Origin of the sequence: Massilia litorea (assembly GCF_015101885.1) — a bacterium.
Taxonomy (GTDB): domain Bacteria; phylum Pseudomonadota; class Gammaproteobacteria; order Burkholderiales; family Burkholderiaceae_D; genus Telluria; species Telluria litorea.
In genome coordinates, this window is sequence record NZ_CP062942.1 from 17,247 (window position 1) to 43,119 (window position 25,873).

17 protein-coding genes are annotated in these 25,873 nt (G+C 51.6%); 5 read left to right on the forward strand and 12 right to left on the reverse strand.

Annotated elements, in window-relative coordinates:
- Positions 1–67: 67 nt before the first annotated feature.
- The 11 genes from LPB04_RS23395 to LPB04_RS23445 all read right to left on the reverse strand — a co-directional run bounded on the left by LPB04_RS23395 (position 68) and on the right by LPB04_RS23445 (position 14,107).
- Positions 68–1,237, reverse strand: a complete 1,170-nt coding sequence (locus LPB04_RS23395; protein WP_193689227.1) for an N-acetyl sugar amidotransferase — start codon at positions 1,235–1,237, stop codon at positions 68–70.
- Positions 1,234–1,992 carry an AglZ/HisF2 family acetamidino modification protein gene (locus LPB04_RS23400; RefSeq protein WP_193689265.1) on the reverse strand — a complete coding sequence of 253 codons (759 nt, stop codon included), beginning with the start codon at positions 1,990–1,992 and terminating at the stop codon, positions 1,234–1,236. The genes LPB04_RS23395 and LPB04_RS23400 overlap by 4 nt, the downstream gene beginning before the upstream one ends.
- Positions 1,992–2,603 carry an imidazole glycerol phosphate synthase subunit HisH gene (gene hisH, locus LPB04_RS23405; RefSeq protein WP_193689228.1) on the reverse strand — a complete coding sequence of 204 codons (612 nt, stop codon included), beginning with the start codon at positions 2,601–2,603 and terminating at the stop codon, positions 1,992–1,994. Before hisH ends, LPB04_RS23400 begins: the two co-directional genes overlap by 1 nt.
- On the reverse strand, positions 2,587–3,771 hold the full coding sequence (locus LPB04_RS23410; RefSeq protein ID WP_193689229.1) for a glycosyltransferase: 1,185 nt from the start codon (positions 3,769–3,771) through the stop codon (positions 2,587–2,589). The genes hisH and LPB04_RS23410 overlap by 17 nt, the downstream gene beginning before the upstream one ends.
- 36 nt (positions 3,772–3,807) lie before the next feature.
- Entirely contained in the window at positions 3,808–4,998 is a 1,191-nt protein-coding gene (locus LPB04_RS23415; protein ID WP_193689230.1) for an O-antigen ligase family protein, read from the reverse strand.
- A 355-nt stretch (positions 4,999–5,353) separates the two neighbouring features.
- A complete protein-coding gene (locus LPB04_RS23420) occupies positions 5,354–6,418 on the reverse strand; it encodes a GNAT family N-acetyltransferase (RefSeq protein ID WP_227496788.1) in 1,065 nt (354 codons plus the stop codon).
- 854 nt (positions 6,419–7,272) lie between these two features.
- Positions 7,273–8,697: a tyrosinase family protein gene (locus tag LPB04_RS23425; RefSeq protein ID WP_193689231.1), complete on the reverse strand. Its 1,425-nt coding sequence runs from the start codon at positions 8,695–8,697 to the stop codon at positions 7,273–7,275.
- 600 nt (positions 8,698–9,297) lie between these two features.
- A complete protein-coding gene (locus LPB04_RS23430; RefSeq protein WP_193689232.1) occupies positions 9,298–10,659 on the reverse strand; it encodes a polysaccharide deacetylase family protein in 1,362 nt (453 codons plus the stop codon).
- Complete coding sequence (locus tag LPB04_RS23435) at positions 10,656–11,564, reverse strand: GNAT family N-acetyltransferase (protein ID WP_227496789.1); 909 nt, start codon at positions 11,562–11,564, stop codon at positions 10,656–10,658. The genes LPB04_RS23430 and LPB04_RS23435 overlap by 4 nt, the downstream gene beginning before the upstream one ends.
- Positions 11,565–11,732: 168 nt before the next feature.
- A complete protein-coding gene (locus LPB04_RS23440) occupies positions 11,733–12,755 on the reverse strand; it encodes a GNAT family N-acetyltransferase (RefSeq protein WP_193689234.1) in 1,023 nt (340 codons plus the stop codon).
- A gap of 44 nt (positions 12,756–12,799) precedes the next feature.
- Positions 12,800–14,107: a lipopolysaccharide biosynthesis protein gene (locus tag LPB04_RS23445; RefSeq protein ID WP_193689235.1), complete on the reverse strand. Its 1,308-nt coding sequence runs from the start codon at positions 14,105–14,107 to the stop codon at positions 12,800–12,802.
- Positions 14,108–17,589: 3,482 nt separating this feature from the next.
- Between LPB04_RS23445 and LPB04_RS23450 the strand changes: the two genes are divergently transcribed.
- Both LPB04_RS23450 and LPB04_RS23455 read left to right on the forward strand, forming a co-directional pair.
- Entirely contained in the window at positions 17,590–18,258 is a 669-nt protein-coding gene (locus tag LPB04_RS23450) for a response regulator transcription factor (RefSeq protein ID WP_193689236.1), read from the forward strand.
- A gap of 135 nt (positions 18,259–18,393) precedes the next feature.
- Positions 18,394–18,819, forward strand: coding sequence for a response regulator (locus LPB04_RS23455; protein WP_193689237.1), 426 nt, complete (start codon positions 18,394–18,396; stop codon positions 18,817–18,819).
- A 1,865-nt stretch (positions 18,820–20,684) separates the two neighbouring features.
- On the opposite strand, the gene LPB04_RS23465 is transcribed toward LPB04_RS23455, so the two are convergent.
- Positions 20,685–21,554, reverse strand: a complete 870-nt coding sequence (locus tag LPB04_RS23465; RefSeq protein WP_193689238.1) for a hypothetical protein — start codon at positions 21,552–21,554, stop codon at positions 20,685–20,687.
- A gap of 997 nt (positions 21,555–22,551) precedes the next feature.
- On the opposite strand from LPB04_RS23465, the gene LPB04_RS23470 reads away from it, so the two are divergent.
- The 3 genes from LPB04_RS23470 to LPB04_RS23480 are packed head-to-tail and all read left to right on the forward strand — an operon-like array spanning position 22,552 to position 25,853.
- The gene (locus tag LPB04_RS23470) at positions 22,552–23,781 is read left to right on the forward strand and encodes an aminotransferase class III-fold pyridoxal phosphate-dependent enzyme (protein ID WP_193689239.1); all 1,230 of its coding nucleotides are present in this window, start codon (positions 22,552–22,554) and stop codon (positions 23,779–23,781) included.
- A 10-nt stretch (positions 23,782–23,791) separates the two neighbouring features.
- A complete protein-coding gene (locus LPB04_RS23475) occupies positions 23,792–24,673 on the forward strand; it encodes a class I SAM-dependent methyltransferase (protein WP_193688792.1) in 882 nt (293 codons plus the stop codon).
- Position 24,674: 1 nt separating this feature from the next.
- Positions 24,675–25,853 (forward strand): ATP-grasp domain-containing protein, encoded by a 1,179-nt coding sequence (locus tag LPB04_RS23480; RefSeq protein WP_193689240.1) that lies wholly within the window; start codon positions 24,675–24,677, stop codon positions 25,851–25,853.
- Positions 25,854–25,873 lie beyond the last annotated feature (20 nt).

Genomic DNA, 25,873 nt, shown 5'->3' on the forward strand with positions numbered 1-25,873 from the left:
GCAATCCGCCACGCATGTCGGCAGTAGATCACTGACATGGAGTTTTACTGCCGAGCCAAACCGCATTCTAGCGCGGATAAAAATGGTATTTGCGAAGTCCGTTGACTGTATTGCGCAATAACTGTACGGGCTCGTACAAGTTGCGGTAACTCCGAAATGATTTGATCGGGGCCCGCATGATGTCTTCGAACTGCTGGGGCGACAATCTGAGTTTCTTTGAAACATACGCGAGATCCTGCTGCTGTAGATCTTCAGGATAAGGGGGACGTTTCATTTCTGCTAGCGCTTGTGATCGGCTTATCTGACTCGCGTTGATCAGATCGGACAAGTGGCCATAACGTTTATCGATCCCGAACTTACGCGGTAGAACATAGCCTTGGTAGAACCTCGTATAAATCGACTCGTGGTGCTTCCCTCCATAATCTTTCCAACCTAAACTGTTGCATAGTATTTCTTTTGCCCTTTCTTTATTATAGTCGACGTAGTTAAGTATTGAGACCATACGAACGCCCCGCACGACATTCGCATAGCACAAGTAAGCCAGGCTAAAATGCGGATAGGTTTTAAGTTTCACAGAACCGAATCGTCGGTGAATGTCTTTAATGTAACGCCAGTCGGAGTGTCCATAGGACCATTCGGGCACACTAATTGACTCGGTGGCGAAGTTCATGCCTGAGATGATGTACTTGATGCCGCGCGAAGTCGCTTCTTTCCAAAGCAAAGCACCTATCGCATGGTCTGTTGGTATTTCCCCGTCCGGCGTGGAGGCCTTCAGAAACGCGAGTTGCAAATCGCGAAATTCGTCCCAGTCAACGACATGGGTATGGAGGTCGATTTTTATATTGCAGAGCACGCGCTCGATATTCTTGGTGGCTAGTTCGGAATTCCAACCATTGTCAAAGTGAACTGCTAGCGGACGTAACCCATGCTGTTTGACGAGCCAGGCCACATACGTGCTATCTACTCCGCCGCTGACCCCAATTATGCAGTCGTACTCGCGTCCCTGTCCGGCTGCCTTAATGCATTCCACTAAAGCTTGTAGTGCGTCTCGCCCAAGATCGCCGCGCAGGTGTCGAGCACTTACCAGTTTGTCATAACGAAGACAGTGCCGGCATAAGCCGTCGTCATCAAAGGAAATACTTTGATCCGCTACAGTGTCCATGATGCAACGGGTGCATACCTGGTAGGATTTGGAAGGGGCCAATGGGTAGCCGGCGTTCTCGGTAAGGGATGTCATTTAAATAACCTTTCAAGTTCTTCGTATTCGGGGTAGGTGATCAAAACAGCACGGTGTTTACCGTGAAAGACAAACATGCTTCCGGCTGCAAGGCCAGAGGCCCCCGCTCCCGCCGCGTTTCGTAAATCCGGCAAGTGGGCAGCACCACCAGCTGCAACGACCGGGATCGAAACCGCTTTACACACACGGCCTATGAGTTCCAGATCGTAGCCTTCCATTGTTCCGTCACGGTCGATAGCGTTTAGTAGAATTTCACCTGCGCCCAGCTGCTCGACCGCGCGAGCGTACTCAACCGGATCACGTTTGAGGTCGCGCGTGCCGCCGGCCACGTGAACCGAATATTTGCCCATCCAATTACGGCGCACATCGATTGATACTATTACGCCAGAACTGCCTGCGAGCGCGGCGGCTGCCGATACCAAGTCGGGCTGATCAGCAGCCGCAGTGTTGAGAACTATTTTCTCAACTCCCAAACTATATAAGCGCTTTACATGTTCGATACTTTTGATGTTGCCGCCATATGCAAATGGCATAAAGGCCTCACTTGCAATCTCAGCGAGCAACTCGAAATTAGGGATGGCCGGCACGCCGGGATTGCCAATGTCGAGAAAGACCAGTTCGTCTACCTCTTTCTCGTTGAAAATTCGCACAGCATTGATGGGATCGCCCACGTAGCGTGCGTTCTTGTATTTGACTGTCTTAACCAGACCGCCATTGCGCATGAGCAAACAAGGAATTACGCGTGCGTGCACCATCATATCCTCGCGAAATTGTGCAATAGCGACATGCCGAAGCGATGGCTCTTCTCCGGATGGAACTGTACCCCGTAGATATTTTCACGCTGCACCATCGCTACGAAGTCCCCGCCGTGGTTCGCTGTGGCCAAAATATCGTCAGGATCATTGCAGAACATGCGATAGGAGTGGCAGAAATAAAAACGTGACCGTTCGTCAAGTGTGTGCAATAGCGCGCTGTCGCGATGTGGAACTAGAAGGCTCCAGCCCATATGTGGCACCTTTAGTCCGCTGCCTGGTGGCATGCGGAAGCGGCGTACCTCGGCGTCAACGAGACCTAGTCCGTTCATGCTACCTTCCTCGCTACGCCGACCTAACATCTGCATACCCAAGCAGACACCCAGTAGTGGAACCCTATCGTTCAACGCCTTTTTTCGCAACGGCTCGGCCAGACCTCGATCACGCAAAGCAGCGATGCCGTTATCAAATGCCCCTACGCCCGGCAACACGATTTTCTCGGCCCGTTCCACCTCTGCAGGAGTTGATATCAGCTCAGCTTGGGCACCAACTTTATGCAGCATGTTGAGCATTGAGCCTAGATTGCAGACGCCGTAATCAATGACAGAAATCATGGTCGTTCTCCCGTCGGTAATCGCCACCGGTATGTAACGAACGCATGCCTAACGCCCCTAAATAGACTTCGTGAAGTTTCTTCTCCTGGCCTTCCCAACAAAATTCATCGGCAGTACGAACCAGTGCCACCTGCAGCTCATTCTGATCGCGTGAAAGGAGATTTTTGACGCCCTCGCAGATGGCTGCTGGCGTCGTGCCGCTCGCGACCTCTCCGATACCTTGCTTGCGCACGAATGCGCTCTGTTCCGTCGTAGGCGACACTAGCACTGGTTTTTTTGCCATCACATATTCGAATAATTTGTTTGGCATGCAGTAATCGTAGCTGAGGGAGGTAGGCTCAATCACAGACAGCCCAAAGTCCGCGGACGCCGTATAGTCGAGGAGCTGATCCGGGGACACCGCTGGGTGATAATGGACGCCAGGGCGGTGTTTAGCCTCGTTGGCGATCCATTCAGTCAGCGGACCATAGCCCATGACAACGAGTGCCGCGCGGTCGGAAAATGCGGAAAAGGCCTCGACAAGATTAAATATCCCTCGGCCTGTGCCGATCATGCCTTGATACAAAAAGATCGGAACGTTTGACGGAATTTGAAATGTCTTGCGGAAATGGTCTGCTGATTCCACTTGACGGCGAACCGGGCAGTTGTACAACACTGTCGTATTCCTTAGCCCATATTCGCGAACATACCATTGCTCAATGGCGCTCCCTACGAAAATACAGTGGTCAACATGCCGAATTAATCTGCGTTCAGAGTGCTTGGTCAGGAGTCTGCGTACTCCCGCAAGGCCATTTGTTTCGGTCTCGAGTTCATGGGCGTCATACACTAGCTTCGCTCCAGTGCTGCGGCTAAGCATTACGCCTAGAGGAAGCGTTGCTACGCTGTGACAATTGATACACCCAATCTCTTTATTGTAGTAGCGCTGATATACTGCTCTGCTCCACTTGCTAGTACGTGCTAACTTTCCTAACAGACCAGTCCCACTCCGCTGTCCAATTCGTACGATCCGGATATCAGTTTGTATAGCTTCAATCGACGCTATCCCGTCCTGGCCCACACCTATCAATTCGATTTGATCAAACAGTTTTAGACGCGAAAGCGAACCGGCCTCTCGCAAGATCCGGCTCTCGTTAAGAAACACCGACGGATACAGGTGAATATTGATCATTTCCCGCTTCCTCATCAATTATTTATGACTTTTCGATTACTTAGATCGGGCTCGATAGTTCGCGTAGGCGCCCATAGCGGCTCCAGCGAACATATCGTCGAAAGTTTTTGCGGTGAAGAGTAGTAATAGCGACATACACATTAGCGAACACGCTAGAAGGAACTGGCTCGATCGGACCTTCAACAGCCACCCTTGCGCGAACAGCTTGACGGTGGCGGTCATAAGCATGAAAAATAAATATACAAAGCCGAAAAGACCGAGATCGACCCACGCAGACAAAATGTTGTGCGAATATGCACCCGATGGATAGCTCGCGTAGGCACCCAGAACAGGATGCTCTACAATGGTTTGTAGTGCACGTTGTGTAAGATTGTATCGAGAGCTTGCGGATTCCGAATGCGACAAATCAAATAATTCCCAAACCCGATTCTCAGGAAGGTGCGTCATAACGCCTTGTGGGCCTACAACGACCAAAATAATGATCGACAGCACAATAAAAAAAATGTGCAGTGCGTTCCTTGCACGATATATTTCAATTAGTGGTAGGACAAACAGCACCCCTATCAGCTCGCTCCGAGCACTGTTTAGAAACATGGCTACCGCAGCCATTACATATAATATCAAGCGCAACAATCTTGATTTTATAAAACATACTACTGAAACGAATGTGAGCGCATACGAGCGAGCGAAACCTTGGTAAGTTGCTACTTTCTCAGGATCTTTTGGAGAACCCACCTGACCAGGCTGGAAGCTTCCCCCACTTGAAAAGAAAAAAATTATCGCAGACATTAGCAGCAACGATACAACAGCAAACGCGATAGTCTTTCGGTCCGAAAAGTCGATGCTCTTAAAGATCAAATAAATATTAACAAAGTAAAGGACCGAAAGTAAATGACTTTTGACCGTGACGGTGTCGGCGCCAAACGCGGCGTTAATAGCCACCACGATCAAAAAATATGCTAGGAAAAAGCCGAATTGGACGTCAGTGGGAGCAACTCGGTATCCGGAAGCCTTTACGGTACTCCAGTAGGCATAGCCGATGGGAATGAAAAGCAGGATCGAGACAGCTGCGAAGTAGCCGCCAAGCAACGCTCTCATTGCGCCGACCCCAATTAGCGTATGGTAAAAGAAGAATCCGGGAAACAAGAGCAAAAAGGCGGCGCGCGCCAAATTAAGAATTTTGCCGTCATTAACCGTAGTGCTTGCGCGACCATAATTTATACGCATGGCGTTTCCGTCCGCGAAGAGAACCAATGCGTAATATTGTGCGAACCATGTACTGTTATGCGAAGGGGAGCTCGGTTGAGACAAACGTGCGGTGACGTCGTCTGCAAAAACGTAGATTTATAGCGCTCTTTTGGAGTAGTCAGAAGTCTGGCCCAACTGAGTACCAACTTACGTGTGTTTCCAACAGAGTTTTTCGGCACGAAGATAGATGTCGGTGGCCTACTTACCGATGAGAGATCCGGAATTCGCTTCGCATTAATGTTATCGTTTCTCCAGTCCGAGGACGCGCCAGAACGCGACCTTTGTAATCGAGAAACACTCGGCTGGCCAGCTGACGGAAGCCTATTAAAAGACATTATCTATTCCCCATATGTGACAGAATGCACTGGCGCAGTGATAGCAGAGGCGATGGAGTTTTGCTGACGCGGAAATAGGGAACATGCTCGCCTCCGAATCCTCGCAAGTAAGCCTCGACTGATCTGATCATCGAGCCACAGAAGTTGTACTGACGCGTAACGCTAGCTGCATGGCGAACTGTCTCCCACAGGCAAAGACTAGCCGCACCGGTGTGACGGTACTCCGGATCGGCGCCGGAGATTAAGCCGTAGGCGCTGTTTTCATCCCACACGTAGTAATATCCACAAAGCGGTATGCCGTGAGGATCGACTGCAACGAGTAACTTGCGGCAGTTGCGTTCTGCACATGCAGCGTCGAGTCGGCGAACGAACTCGTCCGTATAGGGGGGCACTAGCCCTTGGCGTTCGAAAGTCTTGCGGTTCAACTCGAGAAGCACGTCAAGTGACATGTCGTCGCGCACTTGTAAGCGATGTTTGCTTTCGGCCTTAGCAATAATTCGCCGAATATTACCGTCGAGCTCTGCCCATAATTTCTTAAGATTGGACAAATCTGGTAGGACGTAAGTGTAGTATGTGGTCTGCTGAAATCCATTCCAGTAAAAAGGCTGCCAGTTTCTGCGGCTGTGGTGCCAAGCCTGCGCAAAATGATCGAAAGACGGGAGCTGGTCGATCAGCGCCTGCATGAGTTCGTTTTCGCCGCTTAAACGTGTTGCTAGCTTGCCTTCAAGCTCATGTAGCCACGGACCAAGAATCGGAGTCAGTGCCGGTTGGCTGAGAACGCGCATCGTATAGCGGGTGCGTAGAACATAAGGCATTGACGCAATAATGACGTCACCCTTCTTAACAACAACAACATCCCATCCTTGCGAACCAACCGCGGCATCTAGCCACCAATCCCTGGAAAATAGAGGAATTGAAGGTTCCTGACGGCAAAACAAGCGGTACTCTTCTTTTGGCGAAACAGCACGGCTGGGCTCTGGCACTTGCCCGGTCAAAACTGAATGCGCTAAGTCCGTTGGTAAAGCTGTGGTAAGAATAGGAACCATCGAGGCTTTCTCCCTCATCAATTTGCAATCGAGCGGTGTCTCTCATAGTTTGCCTGGTCGTACGATCGCGGCTACTCGCAACCGCCGCCCGAGCACCGAGCTTTCGTGACATTACTTGTATATTGTTCTCGGGACGATTCGCCCGAATCAAAGCTCACGGTCGCCCAACAACTGAATATGGGTCATACTCTCAAGGCTAGCCTGACAACAGTCACTATGTTCAGTAAAGGAAGCGGATCTAAGGGTCAACCGCCCACGATTTAACAAAGTTAGGCGCATCATGCCTCGTACACCTTCGGGCTCGCAGACTTCGTTCTGCATACCCTAATCCTAATGGCATTTGCGATTAAAAAATGGCTTACTGCACGCTTGATCTACATGCAGTTGATTCTGCCACGACGCTAGAGGTAAAAATTTGATTTCGATCTATGTTTGAGCAGAACGCGGCCCAAGTGTACAGGGGCGGTTTCGACCGATGTTTAGGGCTTTATGCTCACCCAGCCACGTTACGCAGTTGCCTATTGAGCAAAACCGCTAACTTCAATCGTCTTGAGGTCCGACAGGCGCAACCTCAGACAGCGCTTAATGGCTGAGTCGAACACCAACAGCTGCGGCGAGAACTGCAGTCTTTGCCGAGTATCACTTTTCTGTTTGACCGCAATGTCCGGGACAGGTTAATTTCAGGCCTAATTGTTGTTAAGCCGATCAAGCACGGCGATGCGCTCCCAGTCAAACGGATTTATCGGGCGCGCCATAACTAAGACCGACGTATATTGTTTTGTGTCAAAATTGGATAAGTGTCTGCAACTCGAAGATAACGGTGAGGCCCACTGGCCTTTTTAAAGTTCGTTGTCGGGCCTCACCAATCCGTCCTACGCCGTCGTAGATATTTCGACTCGCACTTCGCTTATACCGATCACTCCACCTGCGGGACTACGGTCCCCATTAACTCGGACAAAGGACACTGACATCATCCCGATGTCACTCATGGATGCGCCCGATAGCGCGTCTTTGATCGGATATCGCAATTGGATGCGGCCCCCGGCGTGGTGAGAGGCGGCGTTTATTTCGAAGGGTCCGACTGTGCCAATATAGATGTTGGTTGGCCTCAGAGGGATTCCCTTACCTGAAATTATATTCAGGTATATTTGATAGAAGTAGCCTCCGTTCTTTCCGCTTTCTGACATTTCAATGCCGTCGAAAACGGCGAATGCTGAGCGATACGTTCTCGTACTTCCAGGGACGGACGCAGCACGACCAGCAGCGATTTCGACCAATGCTCGACTATATTCCGCGGCCACTGGGAGCTGAACGCTAATCGACCGGTTGTCTAAGCCAACGTTTAGGGCGCCAGTAACGGAAAACGTCTGGTCGCTGGTTTGATGCGGCCCAGATACCGGGAAAGAACCGACGGGAGGAGTCGACCCAAGTAGATCATTTGAAGTCGCTTGCACGCGGTAAATATTTTTACGACTGAGTTGCGCTACTGGTAACTGAGTAGGGAACGTTTCGCTGGCATAACGGTAACCCAACGTGGTCCGGGTACTATAAGTGTCTGTTCTCGACATCGTAAGTGAGCTGCTATAGGTATGCTTACCTTTCCAGTAGGGCTTGGTTATTCCGGGCATTTGCCGACCAGCCCCGGCGTTTACCCAAGCGACCCAGAGTCGATCAACGTTCGCATGATGAAGCCAGAAAATCGGATCGACTGGAGACGACATAGTTGCCATTACGTTCCCAACAATATTGTGAAGTTGGTTGTGTGGTGCACCCTCAAAGCTCGGCTCGTATGCGTTGCTCGTTCCGGTCTGGAAATTGACGAGATTGGAGCTGAACGGCGCGAGCGTTAACGCTTGTCGAACGTTAGTGTTGACGCGTTCGACGTACAGTGGGCTAGTAGAGTTGGTAAATTCGCTCGGTAACGTTGCATAGGAATAGTAGTCCCAATATGGAAGAATGAGCTGGGCATCGCCAGAGACTGCACGGAGCTGGCGCTCAAAATAGTATAAATAGCCGCGATGCCATGCGAGAAAGTATGGGGCACCGTGTGGGCAATAGTTGCGGTGAACATTCGTCCAATACGACCAACTGTTGGGGTCGGCTGAATTAGTGTTTGCTTTCATCGAACTGATCGCCTTAAGCAAGGAATCGTAGTGGCCTGTAGTTTTGAAAGATTGCCATTCAGGACGGACAGTTAACGTAGTTTGGCCAAACACCTCTAGCGGAATCGTCGCCGTGCCCAGTAAAATAGAAGAGCTTTTTATGAAATCCCTTCTGCTGAAATCTCCCTGTTTCATTTCCTTCTCCTTCGAGAATTCGACGGTGTTTGATGCTTTGCTGTTTCGCAACCTTGTATTTTTCAAAGTTGCAATCTTCAATGATGAGGCCCAACTGTTACGGTCAATGGTAGCTATAGAAGGTCTTCGCAATTTGACATTTATCATGTCTTGAGCAGTGGCCTTGGGGCTGTTGGGGTTAGCGCCACTAACGACAAACGTTGTTGCGAGTCAGGGAAGCCACGATTCGTCGCTGGGAATCGCAAGCGCACATCTGCAACACATTTACGGACAGGAAAACTCGACTATATGTGGCGAGGATTTCTGGATTGGACGAGCGAGCAAACCATGTTCCGATTGAGTAGAAAGGGGTTCGGATCATTTATCAATGCGGCGTAATGGCGGTTCTGTTATAACGATGCCGGACAAGTACGCTCGACGTTCGGCTGGTGGCACCGGTACCACCGACAAGTCACTGTGGTGGACGTCGTGTTGCGCGTGATCGTGCTGAGTAGACATAGTTTCAGCGAGCCCCGCGGTCGAGTAAATGGAAGTGCACGCGTCTTTTCGCTGCGCCAGCCGTACGTTGAGCAACCGGCCTGGAGTAGACAAATTAACGAGCTATTGGATCAGATTCGAGTACATTGTTCGATCCGCCTCTTCTGTAAGTGACGAATTGTGCCAAAGCAGAGTGAAGTCACCGTGAAACTGGCTGCAAATCTCTTTATAGCGTTGCATTGCTGCAAGAGCTCGCTCGCCACGTCCCAAGCCCATATTTGCCTCATCAATTACAGCGTTTTCCATCACAATGAGAGGGCGTTGCTGTAGCGAAAGTGGACGACGCTCGATGATGTCGTACATCGTGTACTCGCGGCATGTGCCGGTTCGAAATCCTGCAGTCGTAGGGTATGACAGCGTACTGTCATAGCTCAATTCGTTCGCTGCCCACAGTCGGGCTGTTGTCGTGACATCCCAACGTAAATAATGCTGACGTCCTCCTAGCTCATGCTGAGTTATCCCTTCCTGATCTAGTGCACGTCTCAGTGTCTCGACAGAACTCGCAAACAGTTGTGGGCAGCAATAAGTGTTATAGCCGGGGTGAATACCTACGAAGTGACCGCGGCGATGGACTACTTTGAGTAGATGGCGCATACGCCAGTCGTCTAGACTGGGCGCGTTATCCATGTCTCGGTCCGTTGGCTTTGGGATGAAATTAAAGGTGACACGGTTCCCGGCCTTTTCGTTAACATCCATGATCCAAAACAACGCCTGCCAGTATGGATCGCTACTTTGGTTACCTCTTTGAACTGACCAGTAATTGTGGACGCTAGACGTCAAACCGCCCAGTGAACGTTCGCGGTATGCACGGCCCGCGAGCCTCTTGCAGAGGCGAGAAATGGAAGTGCAGGCTGGATCGAACGGCAGGTCAACATCACAGCTGATTAGCTTGCGTCCTACGTGTTCTTTTCGTTTCAGACCCGGCCAAAGGCGACGCATGGCTGCCCACAAAATTTCCACATACTCGTCAACTATCGGGCGGTTAAGAAAACCTAGTCGGACCGCACTCGACGCTTCGGCGGGAAAACGACCATGTCGATCATGCTCTTTCCACTTCCATTCCTCATAACGCGTCAGCATGAAAAACGCTGAGCCAAATACGTCGAGGGATAGCAGCGCATCGCCTTTCGTATCAATCGTAAAACCGGGGCTCCCGAACAGAACTGGAATGCTCTCCGCGCACAGCTGGATATCAAGGGAACTCGCTGCCAAAGTCCAGTGTTGTCCAAGGTTTGTCGTTTTCACCTGGTTCGCAAAGAAGGAATCTGAGACAGTCAGTGTCTTACCCGACGCGGTAAGACGCACCATGTGGTCGCGCCCGAAGGTCAAACTGTGCTCAAGCCCAAGAAATTGCCCGAGCAAGACTTCCGTAATCCAAATCCGCTCGGGCTGCCAGTTTGAAGGAAGACTGATGTGTAGCATCATTTAGCCCCGATGTGTGACAAAAAGCCCTGACGAAGTGACAGTAGAGGTGACGGTGTTTTGCTGATGCGGGAATAGGGCACGTGCTCGCCTCCAAATCCACGCAGGTAGGACTCGACTGATCTGATCATTGAACCGCAGAAGTTGTACTGATGCGTAACGCTAGCGGCTTGTCGAATCATTTCCCAAAGACAAAAACTGTTCGCGCCGGTGTGACGAAAAGTTGGATTTGTGCCTGAGATCAAGTTATACGCACACTCGTCATCCCATACCAGATACTCACCTGAAAGGGGCACGCCGTGAGGGTCTACTGCAACGAGAAGCTTACGGCGGTTACGTTCTAGACATGCGGCGTCAAGCCGGCGCACGAACTCGTCCGTATAGGGGGGCAGCAGCCCTTGGCGTTTGAAAGTCTTGCGGTTTAGCTTGAGAAGTACATCAAGTGGCAAGTCATGGCGCACCTGTAGCCGATGTTCTTTATCTGCCTTCATAATGTTCCGCCGGACTTTACTATCGAGTCCCGCCCACAGTTTCTCAGAATCGGAGAGATCTGGCAGGATATAGGTGTAGTACGTGGTCTGCTCAAATCCGTTCCAGTAAAAGGGCTGCCAATTACGTCGGGTCGAGTGCCAAGTCTGGGAAAAATGGTCAAAAGGCGGGAGTTGGTCAATTAGCAACTGCATAAGTTCGTTTTCAGTGCTTAAACGTGTCGCTGGCTTACCTTCAAGCTCATGTAGCCATGGCCCAAGAATTGGCGTCAATGCCGGTTGCGTGACAACGCGCATCGTATAGCGGGTGCGTCGAACATACGGCATTGACGCAATGATGGCGTTACCCTTCTTCACAACTACAACATCCCATCCTTGCGGACCGACCGCAGCATCCAGCCACCAGTCCCTGGAAAACAAGGGAATCGAAGCTTCTCTCTCGCAAAAGGACCGATACTCGTCTTTGGGCGAGACGGTGTCACCTGCAGTCGACCCCAACTGCGACAAGTGTCTATGTACTTCCCTATTTGACGCTTTACTGTTAATTGCGCTAGCGTTCATAATCTACTAACTCAGGTAATCGCATCGCTAGCTCTTTGGCAAAGCCAATTTTAAACCTTGTCGCAATCGTAAAAGCCTTGAGGGCGTTTTGCTAATGGTAAAAATTTGGCTTTGCTCCGTTCCGAAGCTACGAACATATGGCTCAATAGAAGGATTGCTGTTTCCGAGAAAGTCATACTTAGGCGCTACGGTCGAGCTAAACTTAATCGCTTCCCACTGGCACAAACTCGGCGCACCTGAGTTGTGCATTTCCGGATGAGAGCCCTTCATTAAAGCGTAGGCGCAAGTGCTGTCCCAGACCGTGTAAGTGCCAGCGCAATGATTGCCTTCTTCGTCAACCACAATATGGATTTTGCGGCGACCTCGTGCGGCGCAAGCAGCGTCTAATCGACGTAGGCAGTCGTCATCGAATGACTGGACAATGCCACGATTCGCAAGTGTTATCTTGTGGAGCGCCAAAAAAGCGTCCACAGGAAGGTCTTCGCACACTCGAAGCCGTCCGGCGCCCTGTTTACAGTGCTTCCGCCGGCTCGAATCAAAGTTACTCCACACCTTATCTAGGTCGTCCAGTCCGTGCACGACGTACGTATATTCGGTGGTTTGGCTGAAACCCTTCCAATAGAAGGGTAGCCAGTTTGAGACGTTTCTACTTAATGTTTGTCGGAAATGATCGAACCGGGGAAGTTGCTCGATGAGCGACAGCATCACTCTTTGTTCGTTGCCTAGCCTCGTCGACGCCTTCTCGCCGTTTTGAGCTATCCATGGGCCCAGGAATGGGGTAAGCGGCGGTTGCTGGATGACCTTCATTCCAAACCTCTTGCAAGTGACGAACGGCATCGCACCGATAATCCGTCCGTTTAGGATTGCGAGAGCTACATCCCAGTTTGTAGGTCCTACAACCGCATCGAGCCACCAACTAGTGCAAAACACAGGAATCGACGGCTCCGTTTCACAGAATGCACTATAGGAAGCTTTGCGGGATAAGGCTGCACTTTCATTCTGCACAGCTTCATTGCCCGTAACGCTTGGGCTTTTGATTACTGCATCCATCGCCTGACTCCATTGTTAAAAAAAATCCATCAAAAGAACACCCGTTAACTTGACTGCGGTTTTTGCAATCGCAGGTCGCCTGCACAGGCAAACATATAGCTTGCGGCCAAATTTATAAGATCGAATATGGCAGAGACTGCTACGAACCCTAAAATAAAATCTTTTGCATCAAGGTCGACAAAATAATGGATTGCGGTTACAAGCAACAAGCACATCAATAACCCCGCCTGCCACAAAAATTCAAACCGATTTTTTTGAGCGATTATTGCGACCAGGCTCAAAGGGTTACTGATGAAGCGAAAGTAAAACATCGGGCACATCAATTGTGCGTATTCTCCAGCGACACGCCACCTTTCGCCGAACAAGTGGGCAAAAACCAGAGGGGAAAAAAATAGACACAATGAAAAGGGCGGAGTGGAAATCGCGACTAGCTTCCATAGAGTACTCACGAAATTTTTCCTACAATGGTTGCCAGCGGTATAAGACTCAGCCATTTTCTGTCGAAACACGTCTCCTATCGACGCGGAAACCAGAGAAACAGGCATCCCAACTAGTCTTTCAGCAAATAAGTAATACCCGGCGGCCGAGAGACCGAAATTTGCAGTAACAAAAACCGCAGGTAGCTGAACAGCTAGAGCGCTCAAGACGTGTGCAGGCACTAGAAATTTTACGCAACTAATGTATCGCTTTGCTAACACGAGAGTTTTGCGTTTGTCGATAACTCGCCATATATTTCGATTGTGACGAAAAATTATATTTGCCATCATAGCCGATGCCAACGCCTGGCCGAAGATGCTACCGATGACCAGTCCCCCCGCATCGGTGCGCAGAAAGCCTAAGGCAATTTGTACAGCTGAAGTCCCTCCACTTTGTAAGACTCGCCGATGGGCCATTATGCGGTAGAGCTTGTTCCGATTACTCCAATAATTCAGATTTGAATAGATACCGTTGAGCAGAACCGCTAGCGGAACAAAGTACAGCCAAGTACAAATTGCGCTATTTCCCAGCGCAGTTGAAATTCTGTCGTTTAAAGTCCAAGCTGCTATGAGCAAAATCGTGCTTGTTATAAAACAGATTGCGATGGATAACGCTGCCACATTGATAGCGTCGGCATTCTTACGCGGTAGCATGATTGCAAGTTCATAACGGCCGGTGACTACTGCCGCTAAGCTTGACACCGTTGCCGTAAACAGTGCGAAAACCCCAAATTGTTCTGGATTGTAGAGACGCGACAAGATCGGAGTAACTCCGAGCGGTATAAGTTGTGCCAGTCCGGTTCCGGTCATCAAAGTGAGTACGTTGCGGTTGAACTCGCCCTTTACCAATACTCTGATAGCATTTACGATGAACATACCCGCTACATTTCTCCTGTATACCGTTGTAGTTTCCACTTGGCCTGTCTGATTGCTCGGTATCGTCATTGACCACCGGGCGCCAGCCGTGCGCAGCCTGGCGAAGTACGGATGCGCTAGAATTTTCGGGCGGAACTCATAAACCAGGTTTGATCTATATCTATACATCGACAACTATTTCACCTGAATCATGGTCCGAAGAAATTTTTGCTGAAGCTCGGGATTAATAGTCAATGGAATCGAGGCTAGCCTGCCCGGAACCGCTCAACAGTACTGCGCATGTTTCCTTTGCGTTAATGAATGCTTCTCGCCGTTATTTATAAGATAGGGTGTGAGTGTGAATCCAACCGCACATTCAATTTCTTGTTACAGGAGTTCTTTGTTGAAACAGATGATAAGGTGGAGCAATAGCTTAAGAAATGCTACATCTATAATGAGGCATTCGTTTCCCTAGCGAATGGCACAGAAAGTGTATTGACACGTTGGTGTGTCCGCCTGGTCCAGCTTGATCCGGCTGAATTACATGAGCTGGCGGTTAAAGTGATCTGAGTCTAGGCTCGCCTGTAGGATACCCCAGCGAAGTTAATTAAGCTGACTGCTACGATCACCGCATTATTTCGGCGTTTGGTAGATGTTGTTCGAACTTACTTTTGTTCGCATGTGTCTGTCGAGAATAGCGATTCTCGGGATCTCAATCTTCTTGTTAGTGGCCACGCTGACGTTCTATAGTAGATCACAACGGTGGTGACTGAAGATGCGCCGAATTCTTGTCAAGCTGCGGAACCTTGCGTTATGTCAAAGAAGATAGAACACTTAAAGTTCATCCTCTTATTCTGCGGTGTATAGTAGGAACCGCATCGACATTGCACTTTGACAGTTCGCGGGACACTTGATAAACGCAGCTATACTGACGGAGCGAACATGCACCGCATTACATCGGACGTAATGATTCATAAGATAATAGAATCGTTACCCCTTCAGAGTGGAACAAAATGGGATTGTCGTATCCGATACTTTCTCGAACAGCAATTGGCAGTACTGGTACGATTATCGAAGCAAGAGCAGATGATCGAAGCGAAGGAGATAGCGGCAGAAGTTGACGATGCCGCCACGACCACAACCCGAGATCGTAAGAAGATCCTACATTAAATAGAGACGCTTCCAATGTAAAGTTCGGAAGACCGCTATCTAAGGTCGCTTCCGCGGCATGATGGTTCGCGTAATAAAATGTTGGCGATCTCGGGTACTCAAATAGTCGTTAGCGCATTTTTGCTGTCAAGAAATCTCAGCAAAGCGTTATGATTCCGCACTTGCATAAATCGTCATCAATGGTTTGTGTTCCCTAGGAGCACCGACACCGTTTCTTTGCCTACCTTGTTTAATCGTGCGGGTGCCTGGCCCTCCGCCTTATTTGATAGCTTATACAGTACAGTAAGGTAACGGCAAAGCAAGGATGAGTAGCGTTTGATAAAAATCAAGGACAGGCAAAATAGCTTTACAGGACGGAGTTTAGACATCCGCAGCATGCTTGATCTAAGGTATTCTTCTGTAGCCTTGCGATATCAAGTACGTAACTGCGATTCAGAGCTTTATAAGGAGACGGTTATGCCTACCTACACCCGAGCTAATCTTTCCCTCGAGCAAGCCGTACGGTACGGCATCGTACTAGACCACGAGCTTGGTGCAATTCATGCGTGGACATTCATGGCCAACAACGGAGTGGAAAGGCGAGTGATCCTTCGCGTGCTGCTAGACGCCGCGCAACGGAGGGAGGCTGATCGGGTAGCAGTCGATATCGCCGCAAGGAGCGGATATCTACATCGACAAGCTGAGGCAATTCGTGTGATATCGGCCCTGCGCCTGGCGTGAAGCAGCACATACTGAAGGTTAAACAGCGCAACGGAAACGACTTAAATGAAGTTGTACGTTTAATTAACAGCGCTGACTCGACCATGCTTTGCGACTGTCTGTCCGGGAGAAATGGATCACGACAAGCTGCTGCCTGGTCAGTGCTTGATCTTGCATCCAGTGGCTAAAGTTGTGGCCTTAAATCGGCCAATCATCCGTAGCCTCTGTTATCCGTTAGCACGCAGTGATGCAGCCGAGCTTATGGCGATAAGTCGGATCTCGGCCAATATGCGCACACCGCTTACGTTAAGCCGACGGATGAGCTTCTATATGCGGGAACGGTCGTCAGGAAAAGGGTTTGGACCATGGGCGTATTCGTTCTGTGAACGCAGCCGCTATCTTTACGCTCGACTGCGGAGCGTGTATGTGTGCTATCGCTGGGCCAAACGGATGTCCTGTGGCATTCAGCGGCAAGTCGATGCACCATCGCGAATTCGTTTAGACGGGCACCGTCTGCAGTTGGTCCACGTAAGCTCATGGCAAACAGGCACTTGTTCGACGTTGCTGTCGGCAGGCTAAAGCTCAGATGATCGCAGAAGCAATTGTCCGATCAGCTAAAGCGGCATACCTGGCTCTCCATGACTATCACCAGGCGAAGCGATCAACCGTGTTGATGTCCGCATTATTAGAAACGATCTCGAACATGGTCGAGATCGTTATGTAAAACCCATAACGTCAACTGATGTAGATCCGTTAAAACTCTCATTTCAGCATCGACCTGCCGAGTAACTATCGGTGGAGCGTGTTACATCCTCCGTTGATGAGAAAGCTCCGCTAGACCTTTTTATCCACGCTTTCGACTATGATTTCCGCCGCGAGCGAGCTTATCAGGGAGCTGTTCGTGCAAGAGGTGTCAGGTATTCTCGAAGTAGTAACTTCTCGAAAGCTCAAGAATTTTTCCGATTAGTTCACAAGCTTTACGATTGGTCGCCAGAAGGCGGCCACAGGCGTGACGTATTACAACATCATCGGAATATTGCCGAGCATCTCGTCGTGTTCGGGCTGGACTGCCGAGAATTGGCAACTCGGCAGCAACGCGCAATCGTTTCAGTTTTACCACATCTTGTACACCGCGACACGCTGTCGATATTTTACACGGCACCTTTTGGGATCTGTTCGGTTAACAGAGCCGTATGTGCTATTTGCATTATGAATGTTTCCGAACGCTCAGACCTTAAATGAAAGTTGGCGGTAAGCTGTTGAGGAAATTCTATACTGACACGTCAAGATAACTGGTCAGTATTCGTTATGTTTCTGGTTGCCATGAAGTTTTGAAAATTCCAGCGTTGTTTGATGTCGGACAAAATCTGCCGCCGTAAATCGATCGTATTTCCATTAATATAACAGCGTATTCAACGGAATAGGCGGAAGATTGCTTTGAAACACTCAGCTGGGCATCGTTTTGGATTTCGATAAGGAATGTTTGTAGGCAAAATTGTTATTGCGAAATTCATAAATTTGCGATCGTAAGGTCGTATCGAAAGCTATCAATCTTAAGACAGGTTTCGAACTACGCCGGCAAGATAACTCAATTATTGCCATCATTTACTTACGCTAAACATTATGAGTTCATCATGCAGATCCATTTTGTATCTACGAAAAAACTCCTCGTTGAGGGCATGACTCTCCTCCTTAAGGAAAACGGTAACTATGAAATTGGACGTATTTTCGACTCGTATAAACAACTCGAAGAGGGGCGGGGATTGATATCGGACGACGTAGTAGTTCTGACCGACCCAGAATTTGATTGCTCTACCGTAGAGGTTCTTGAGACGTTGCAATCAGTAGGGCTCCGTATCCCAGTTGTTTTGATAACCCGTAAGAATCGTCTCCGCTCCGTAACCGTGCTTTTTAAATATTGCGTACGAGCAATATTGCTGGAGGACAGTCGAGTGACCGACTTCTATGCATCGATAGCCGCGGCTACTTCCGGAAAGCCGTATCTAACAGCAACAATCTCTCAGGCCTTGACCGAAGAGATACTTCACGGCGAACCCAAACAAAAAAAACTTTCTCATCGCGAACGTCAGGTGATGGGTTTGATAGCCTCAGGAATAAAAAACAACGAAATCGCTAGAAGGCTTTCGCTTAGCGAAAAGACAGTTAGTAGTCATAAAAATAATATAAAGATACGACTAAATCTGCACGGCACTAGTGAAATTGTTCAATACGCGATCGAAAACGATCTGGTCGCTCGTAAGAAACCTCTCGCTACAAGTTTATCGACGAACAGACTAGTGTGACGAAACATAATCTATGACGCCCGTTCAATTAGGCAGGCCACCCGACTAAAGGAAACAAATAGATTCGTTTTTTCTTTTCCGAAGTGTAGACCGAGCCATTTATAAATCATAGATTTCGACAAACCGGGAGAAGAAATGATAGCGAACGCAGAACGTAGATTACGCGTCCTTATCGTCGATAACGAAGAAGAAAAATTAGAGCTGTATTTTTCCGTTTTTGTCAGCAAGGGTTATTCTGTAAGGAAAGCGATAACTTGTGCAGACGCGTTAGCGCTAGTTCCGATCTTCCGGCCTGATGCAGTTTTCACATCGTTGTTCGATGTCAGTCGCAGCGACCCTGATTTATGCTTGTCGCTTCGCAAAATGCCGGAAACGGTCGAGGCTCTTATCGTCGCTATAACGAATTACGGCATTCCAATAAACGACAATCGTGCTACCGCTGGATTTGACTATTTTCTTGTTAGGCCGATAAGCCTTAGTAAAGTGTTGGAAACGATGCAGCATCTTGTGGGTTATAAAGGCGATTCCGTAAAAGCAGTACGTGTACCGATCTATGACTGATGGGCCATTCTCCTACCATTCTCCAAGACGGTAGATGATAAATTAGCGTCACCGAGTTCCTGACGAATTGTGCAATCGTCTAGGCCTGCAGATTTGTGGATTTTCGGAGAAAGCAAGCTTTAATGCACCGACGACATAAATGACGGTGCTGACAGATAATTCATAAAATCGTAGTCCTTGGCTATACATACCAAGCTAGGCCTTAGGAGTTCCGGACGGAAACACTTTAGCTTTCCCGTCTCCTAAAATAAATACGAATTCTGGGACAAAAGCGAGCGCGCTAGCCGCGTCTTGGTTTAGAGCGCCTAACAACACCCCTTGCTTGCCCGGATAGCAACAGCACCGTAAACTGAGCTATTGTGGACGTCTGCAGCCGGCCGATGAGGGACATCTACAATGGTTAAGTGTATGGTGTTCGTTGCTTTACTCACAATCGAGGGTTTTGCTAGGCACACTAAGCAAGGACGTCGCTTTCGCAATGCTTGCACTTGATGGCAGCTGCTAGGATCTTCTCCGCGCAGAACGTGCATGTTTTCGTCGAGCTCGCCGGCGCCGGGAGAGAGGTCTCTTCAGCTTGCGACACCGCTACCGGTTCAGGTTTCTTGAAGGCTCACACCGTCGGCATGTCTTCGTCGGGCGTGCCGGCGCCGACGGCAGCGGGCTCTCTCGAGCTGGCGCCGCAACGACCGGCTCAGGCTTCTTGAACGCTACACCAAACCCCGCACCCACCCCAGAACAGACCACCGTAAAGAGATGTTCGCGAGCGCAATTGCGGTAATGTTCGGGTGCCCCTTCAGCTAGGCTTCGTAGGCCGGCAGTATGTCGAGCATCGGCACCAGGATGAGGAACAGAAACGAGAATATCTCGCCGGCCGAGTTGAGCTCCCTCACTGCGGTCATAACTACTGACCAGGTTAGAGCTGTCAGGAACATCGGTGAAGGAAGGCACAAGGCGAACATATCCTTCCCCAGTTAGTGTTTTGGAGCGCTCAGCCAGCACATCGGCAATGTTACGTTTTGTTAAGTTCTCCGCCGAACAGAAACGGAGCCCGATATCGAAACTAGTTATCAGAAATATAGTCCTAATGGACATCGGTTCGCGCGCTAAAGGCATCGGAACTGTTGTTTTGTAGGCCGTCTTCAGAGCATAAGAATCGTAAAGACATGATTGCGACAATTGGTGAGATTCTGGCAATTCTAGATCCGTATAATGCTTCGGCTTGAGGGCGCAAATGTGCCCGGTCAATCTCGGGGAAAAGCAAATGCCTCTGAAAGCGTGCGTCGAGTGTGGTTACCTCACCAGCTTCGTAACAAGCTGTCCTCAGTGCGGTCACCAGCCACATGTAGTTGTTGGCCTACGAACGGCCGGGATAGCCGCCGCCGCTCTAATTGCCTGCTTGGCAGTCCACTATTTCGCCAAGGCTGATGAGGCTCAGCCGGCGCCTGTCCTGGCCAATCTGCGCCAAGGGTAAGATGCTCGACCTCTAGAAAGCGATAGCAGAAAAAGACAGTGGTTTGTGGGTAGGGCTGCCGATCGCCACAGGACAATCAGTGTCGCGCGATGAATGGCTGGCCTAATGGAAGAAGACCCGGACCATTTTCAGATCGGCAGTCTTACAGCCGAGGAGTTGACCGGGTACTCGATGGATCACGAGGACCTGATTGAGTGGGCCGTGTTCGTCATATGGTCAGACGAGAAGGTGCATTAGGTTCGCAAATCTCCAGTAGATGACAGTCCTCCTAAATAACTGCAACTTGCTCTGATGGAACATTTTTACACCTAATCAGCCCAATCACTAGGCGGATGAGGGCCGGCATGAAAATAAAGTGCGCCGGCGGCGCACTTTATTTCCTGATCGCCCAGCCTTATTCACAGTGTTTCGGGCCGCTAGGATAACTGCCTTCGTTATATTTTGCCAACGTGGCGGCCCAGTCCTTTTGTACCCCGCAGCTTCCTTTAGTACTGCAGGCGACTGGACTAGTAACAGTCAGCCACGCTGCCGCGGCCGAGATGGTGGATGTCACTCCTTGTGGCGCAGATGCGTTATTCGCGACATTTAATACTGCGGCGATATATTGTTGTGCCAGCTGATAATACCCAGGTGCGCTTTTTACCGGGCTATCCATGATTCCCTGCCAGGTTAGTCCGCTCAAATAGAACATTGCGCTGCGATCGTACGGAGAAGGCCAGACGACGTTCGGCTTGCTCCCCCAGTACCCCTGCGTGTAGCTGCAGCCACCTGCGTCGACGGAGTCGCAAGGCTTCACGTCGCCCAAAAAGGTTGCTTTCGGTTCCGGGCCCTTGGGAATACCGAGCGAACCGGAATGGTTCATGATTGTGATGGAGGCTACATTCCGGATGGTGCCCGGAAGAGGCAGGTTGTCGACCGAATACGGGATGACGGTCGCGGTGCCATCAGTGGTCGCGGCAGGGATGAAGCTTGGAACGGTTAGATTGACATATGGACCGCCGACCCAGTCGGTTCCGGTCTTGTATTGGATCTGGTCTTTGATGGACAGGCCTTCCGTATTCACGGCGCCCTCATTCCAGAGCGTGATCAGGCCGTAATAACGCCAATCGCCATTACCGACCGCGCAGATATCGATCGTTTTGTAGCCGGCCAAAGTCGTACCGTTTTTCCCTTGGGCAAGGGCAGTGTCGTATGTTACGAGACAGGATGCCACCAGTAGCGTGGCCTGGAAAAGACGCGAGAGTTTCCGTGTATCTTTCATCATTATTCCCCTATATTTTGCAGACGGGCTCGAGAGTGAGCCTTATTGAGTCTAATGTAAATACAAGTGAAAATCATGAATTATGCATACTATTAAAATAATGTAAATAGCTTGTGGCTATTTAGCGGTTATTCATCTGGGAAAATAAGTTAAATTCATGCTTAATGCGATTGACATATTTAGACTGAAGATACAGATGTTATGTCCAAGAAAGCGTTCAGGACGCGTGACCATCTGCTCAATCGCCTATCTAGCTGCGTTGGAAACCAAGATCAACGGCATAGTAGGCATGAGCGCGATCGGCCTGTTCGCACAACCTCAAGGAAAGCGTTTCAAGCGCCGAGTTAGTACACAGCCTAGTTCACAAACCGCCGCCTTGATGACATCTTCCTATAGAGCAAGAATCGAGTTGCAAGGTGGGTTGGTACGCGGGAGTGGGCCGCACGCAGGTACTCATGGTTTTCTAAGCTCCGGACGGCACCCTTGGGAACTTTCACTCCAGGGTTTTCCTCTCCAAAGAGTCAATGTGCTCCATCCCTCTCACGACCAGGCATATTGGAATGTATGTTGTTGGTCACTGTAGAAGAAATACGCAAGGCAACGCACGTTGCAAGGTTCATCCATGCTCCCCTTTCCTCCACCGTCCAGGTCTCTCCCCATATCTGACCTTGTACTGCGCCGATTGGAACGACTCACCGCTGTCGTGCAACGACGAATAGTGATTTCATGTAAATTAAGATGAGGTAGAGTTACAAGGAGCAACAGACTTAAAACCACAACGCGCGCCGATGTTCGACGATCGGCTGAGTCACTTCGCCAGTAAGCAATTCGCCGTTGACCTGATGGCAATGCGTGTCTTGCTCTCAGCCATGCTCGGCTTTGATGACGGCTTTTGGTGAGCGACGGCGTCTTCTCATCGCCATGCCGGCCCTGCCGCTTCGTAACAGGGAAGCCTGCGGGCAGGGCCGCACCGTAGGCCAGGCAATATTGAGGCAGAAACATGACTGAAGGACGCTTTCCCTCTTCACAGGCGTGGCTCAGGCGCGCCCAGTGCGTCATTCCCGGTGCGCACCACCTGTCGGGGCGGGTGCTCACGACGCCCGAGCGCTCGCCGATGTATATCGAACGCGGCTTTGGTTGCCGGATCACGGATGTCGACGGGCACGAGTACATCGACTATCTGATGGCCTTCGGTGCGTTTCTGCTCGGCTACGCGGACCCTGAAGTGGACGCGGCGGCGCGCGAGGAGCTCGAGCGCGGCTCGCTGTTGTCGATGAATCGTCCGCAGCACGTGCTGTTCGCTGAAGCGCTGGTCGCGCAGTTTGACGCGGCCGACATGGCCGTGGTACTCAAGACAGGGAGCGAAGCGACGACTGCCGCCCTGCGCATCGCCCGCCGCGCAACGGGGCGCCGCCGTGTCGCACGGGCGGGTTATCACGGCTGGCACGACTGGTGTCTGCCACTCGAGAATTCAGTTCCCGCCGGGCTCGACGCACAGGTGCTGGAGTTCAACGCCAACGATCCGCATTCGCTCGAGGCCCTGTTCAGCGTCTTTCCTGGCGAAATCTCCGGCGTCATCCTGGCGCCGGAGATGGTATTGCCGCCGACGCGGGAACGGTTTCAGGCCCTGCAAGACCTGACGCATCGCCACGGCGCGCTGTTCATTCTCGATGAAGTGAAGACAGCATTTCGTACCGCCCCCGGGTCGGTGCAGGCCCGTTTCGAACTCAAGCCCGATCTGACCACGGTGAGCAAGGGCCTGAGCAACGGCTGGCCGATCGCGGCGGTGGTGGGGCGGCGCGATGTCATGAACAGCGCCGCCGGAATGCATCTGTCGGGCACCTTCCACGGCGATACTGCGGCCATGGCCGCCGCCCTGACAACCTTGCGTATCGTTCGGGAACGCGACGTTGCCGGCCATGTATGGGCGCTGGGCCAGCGGCTGATCGACGGCCTGAACACCATTGTGCGCGAGTTCGATGTGCCCGCGCTGAGCTACGGCGAGCCTTTCCCGCCGATGCCCTTCCTACGCTTTGATCATCCGGACTCCCAAGTTAACGATGCAATGCGGACAGTGTTCTACGAGGCGATGCTCGAGCGCGGCGTCCTGCTGCATCCCCGTCACATGTGGTTCATCAGCCATGCGCATCAGCGGGATGACATCGATACGACGCTGGAGCATGCGCGAAGCGCGATGCGGATCGCCAGCCAGCATTGCCGGGCGACCTGAACGGGCTGCGATGGACCATCGAGCCGCCAGCATCCAGCAAATTGTCGACCGCTATCTGCGCGCCGAGGCTTCGGTGTCCATGATCGTGATGGAACTCGTGCAGCACACGGAGGATACGTCGGCACTGGCCCGCATCCTGCCCACGCTCACCGGCGACCCGGCGAAGCTTCGCGCGCTGGCGCAGCACCTCGCCGACAATGCGGCGGGCTGCAGGACCATCGTCAGCATGATCCGCCAGCGCCTCGATTCTCCGGAACCTGCCAGCGACACGGAAGAGGGCATCGAGCGATGCCGACGGCTGTTCGATGCGTCTGTGGCGCAGAGCGAGGAGTCGAGTGTGGCGCTTTACTCACTGGGAAACCCCGAGTTGCTGGCTGCGGCGACGGACGAGGTCATTGGCGTGATGGACGACTGGGGTGTCTTGAAGCCAGATCGGGATGCCATCGAGATCGGCTGCGGCATCGGGCGCTTGATGGCGCCCCTGTCCTCGCGCCTGCGGTCCGTGAGCGGCACCGATGTCTCCCCTGGCATGATCGCGGCGGCCACGCGCCGGCTCGCCGCTTGTTCGAATACGTCTGTCCTGCTGACTGACGGCAAAGACCTGTCGGCGTGGGAGGCGGCTTCTGTCGATCTCGTCTACAGTGTCGATACCTTCCCTTACGTCGTGCTTTCCGGGCGGGCCTTGGTCGAGCGCCATTTTGAAGAGGTGCGGCGCGTGTTGCGCCCCGGGGGCGATTTTGTCCTGTTCAATTATGCTTACGGTCGCTCACGCGAGGAGGTCAATGGCGAGGTGCTCGGCTTGGCGCAGCAGGCGCAATTGCAGGTCATCCGTGCCGATGTATCGCCATTTCACATCTGGAATGGCGTCGGCTGGCAGCTGAGGAAAGCCTAGCGTGAGAATTCTTTACCTGTCGCCAGGTTTTCCGCCGAATTCGCATCTGTTCTGCGTCGCTGCGCGCGCGCGCGGCGCGAACGTCCTTGCCGTAGGCGATATCCCAGAGCAAGATCTGCCGCCGGAAGCGCGCCAGGCATTCGAAGCGTACGTGTTTGAACCGCGTATGGGAGAGTACGAACGCTTGCTCGGCGTCGTGCAGTCCCTGGTCGCGCTGTACGGTCCCATCGACTTTGTTGAATCGAACGGCGAGCACTGGCTCGAAGTGGAGGGCCGCCTGCGCGACGACCTCTGCATCGAAGGCCTCTCGGCGCAAGACGTCAGGCGCCTGCGCAGCAAGCTGGCCATGGCGCAGGTTTTTGAGACAGCGGGCGTGCCCCACCCGCCTGGCATCCGCTGCGTGTCTCCCGAGGTCGTCAGAGACTTTGCTGCAACGCATGGCCTGCCGCTCGTATTCAAGCCCGATAGCGGCTCCGGCGCAACGTCCACCTTTCGCGTATCGACACCGGCCGAACTCGACGCCGCGCTGCTTCTGCCGCTCGATAATCACATCGTCCAGCCCTTTGTCGAAGGCGTCATCGTCACCTTTGATGGCCTGGTCAACCGCGAAGGCGGCGTGGTCTTCTGCACCTCGCATGTCTACGATAGCGGCATCATGGAAGTGAGAACCGGCACACTCGATGGCTATTATTATTCGATGCGCAGTATTCCCCCGGCGCTCGAGGACGTCGGTCGGCGTGCGTTGGCGGGGTTCGGCCTGCGCCGGCGCTTCTTCCACCTTGAATTCTTCTGGCGTCCCGACGGGTCCTACCTCGCGCTGGAGATGAACGTGCGCCCGCCAGGCGGCTACACCACCGACATGATGAACCACGCCTGCGACTTCGACGTATACGCATTATGGGCCGCGGTCATGATGGGAGATTTGCTGGAAGACTATCGGTACGAACGCAAATTTCACACGGCCCACGCAGGACGGCGCCACGAACGCGTCTATGCGTTGTCACCTGAGACGCTGAGGGAACAGCTTGGGGACACCCTGGTTCTCGTTCAATCCGTTCCTGACGCGTTCGCATCGACAATGGGCAACACGATGTACATGCTGCGGCACTGGCAACTGGCGCAGCTGCTTGACGCTATCAAATTAGTGCAACTGCCGGCGGCTCGAATGCAAACTGGCTAGGGTAACCAGGCGTCGAAACG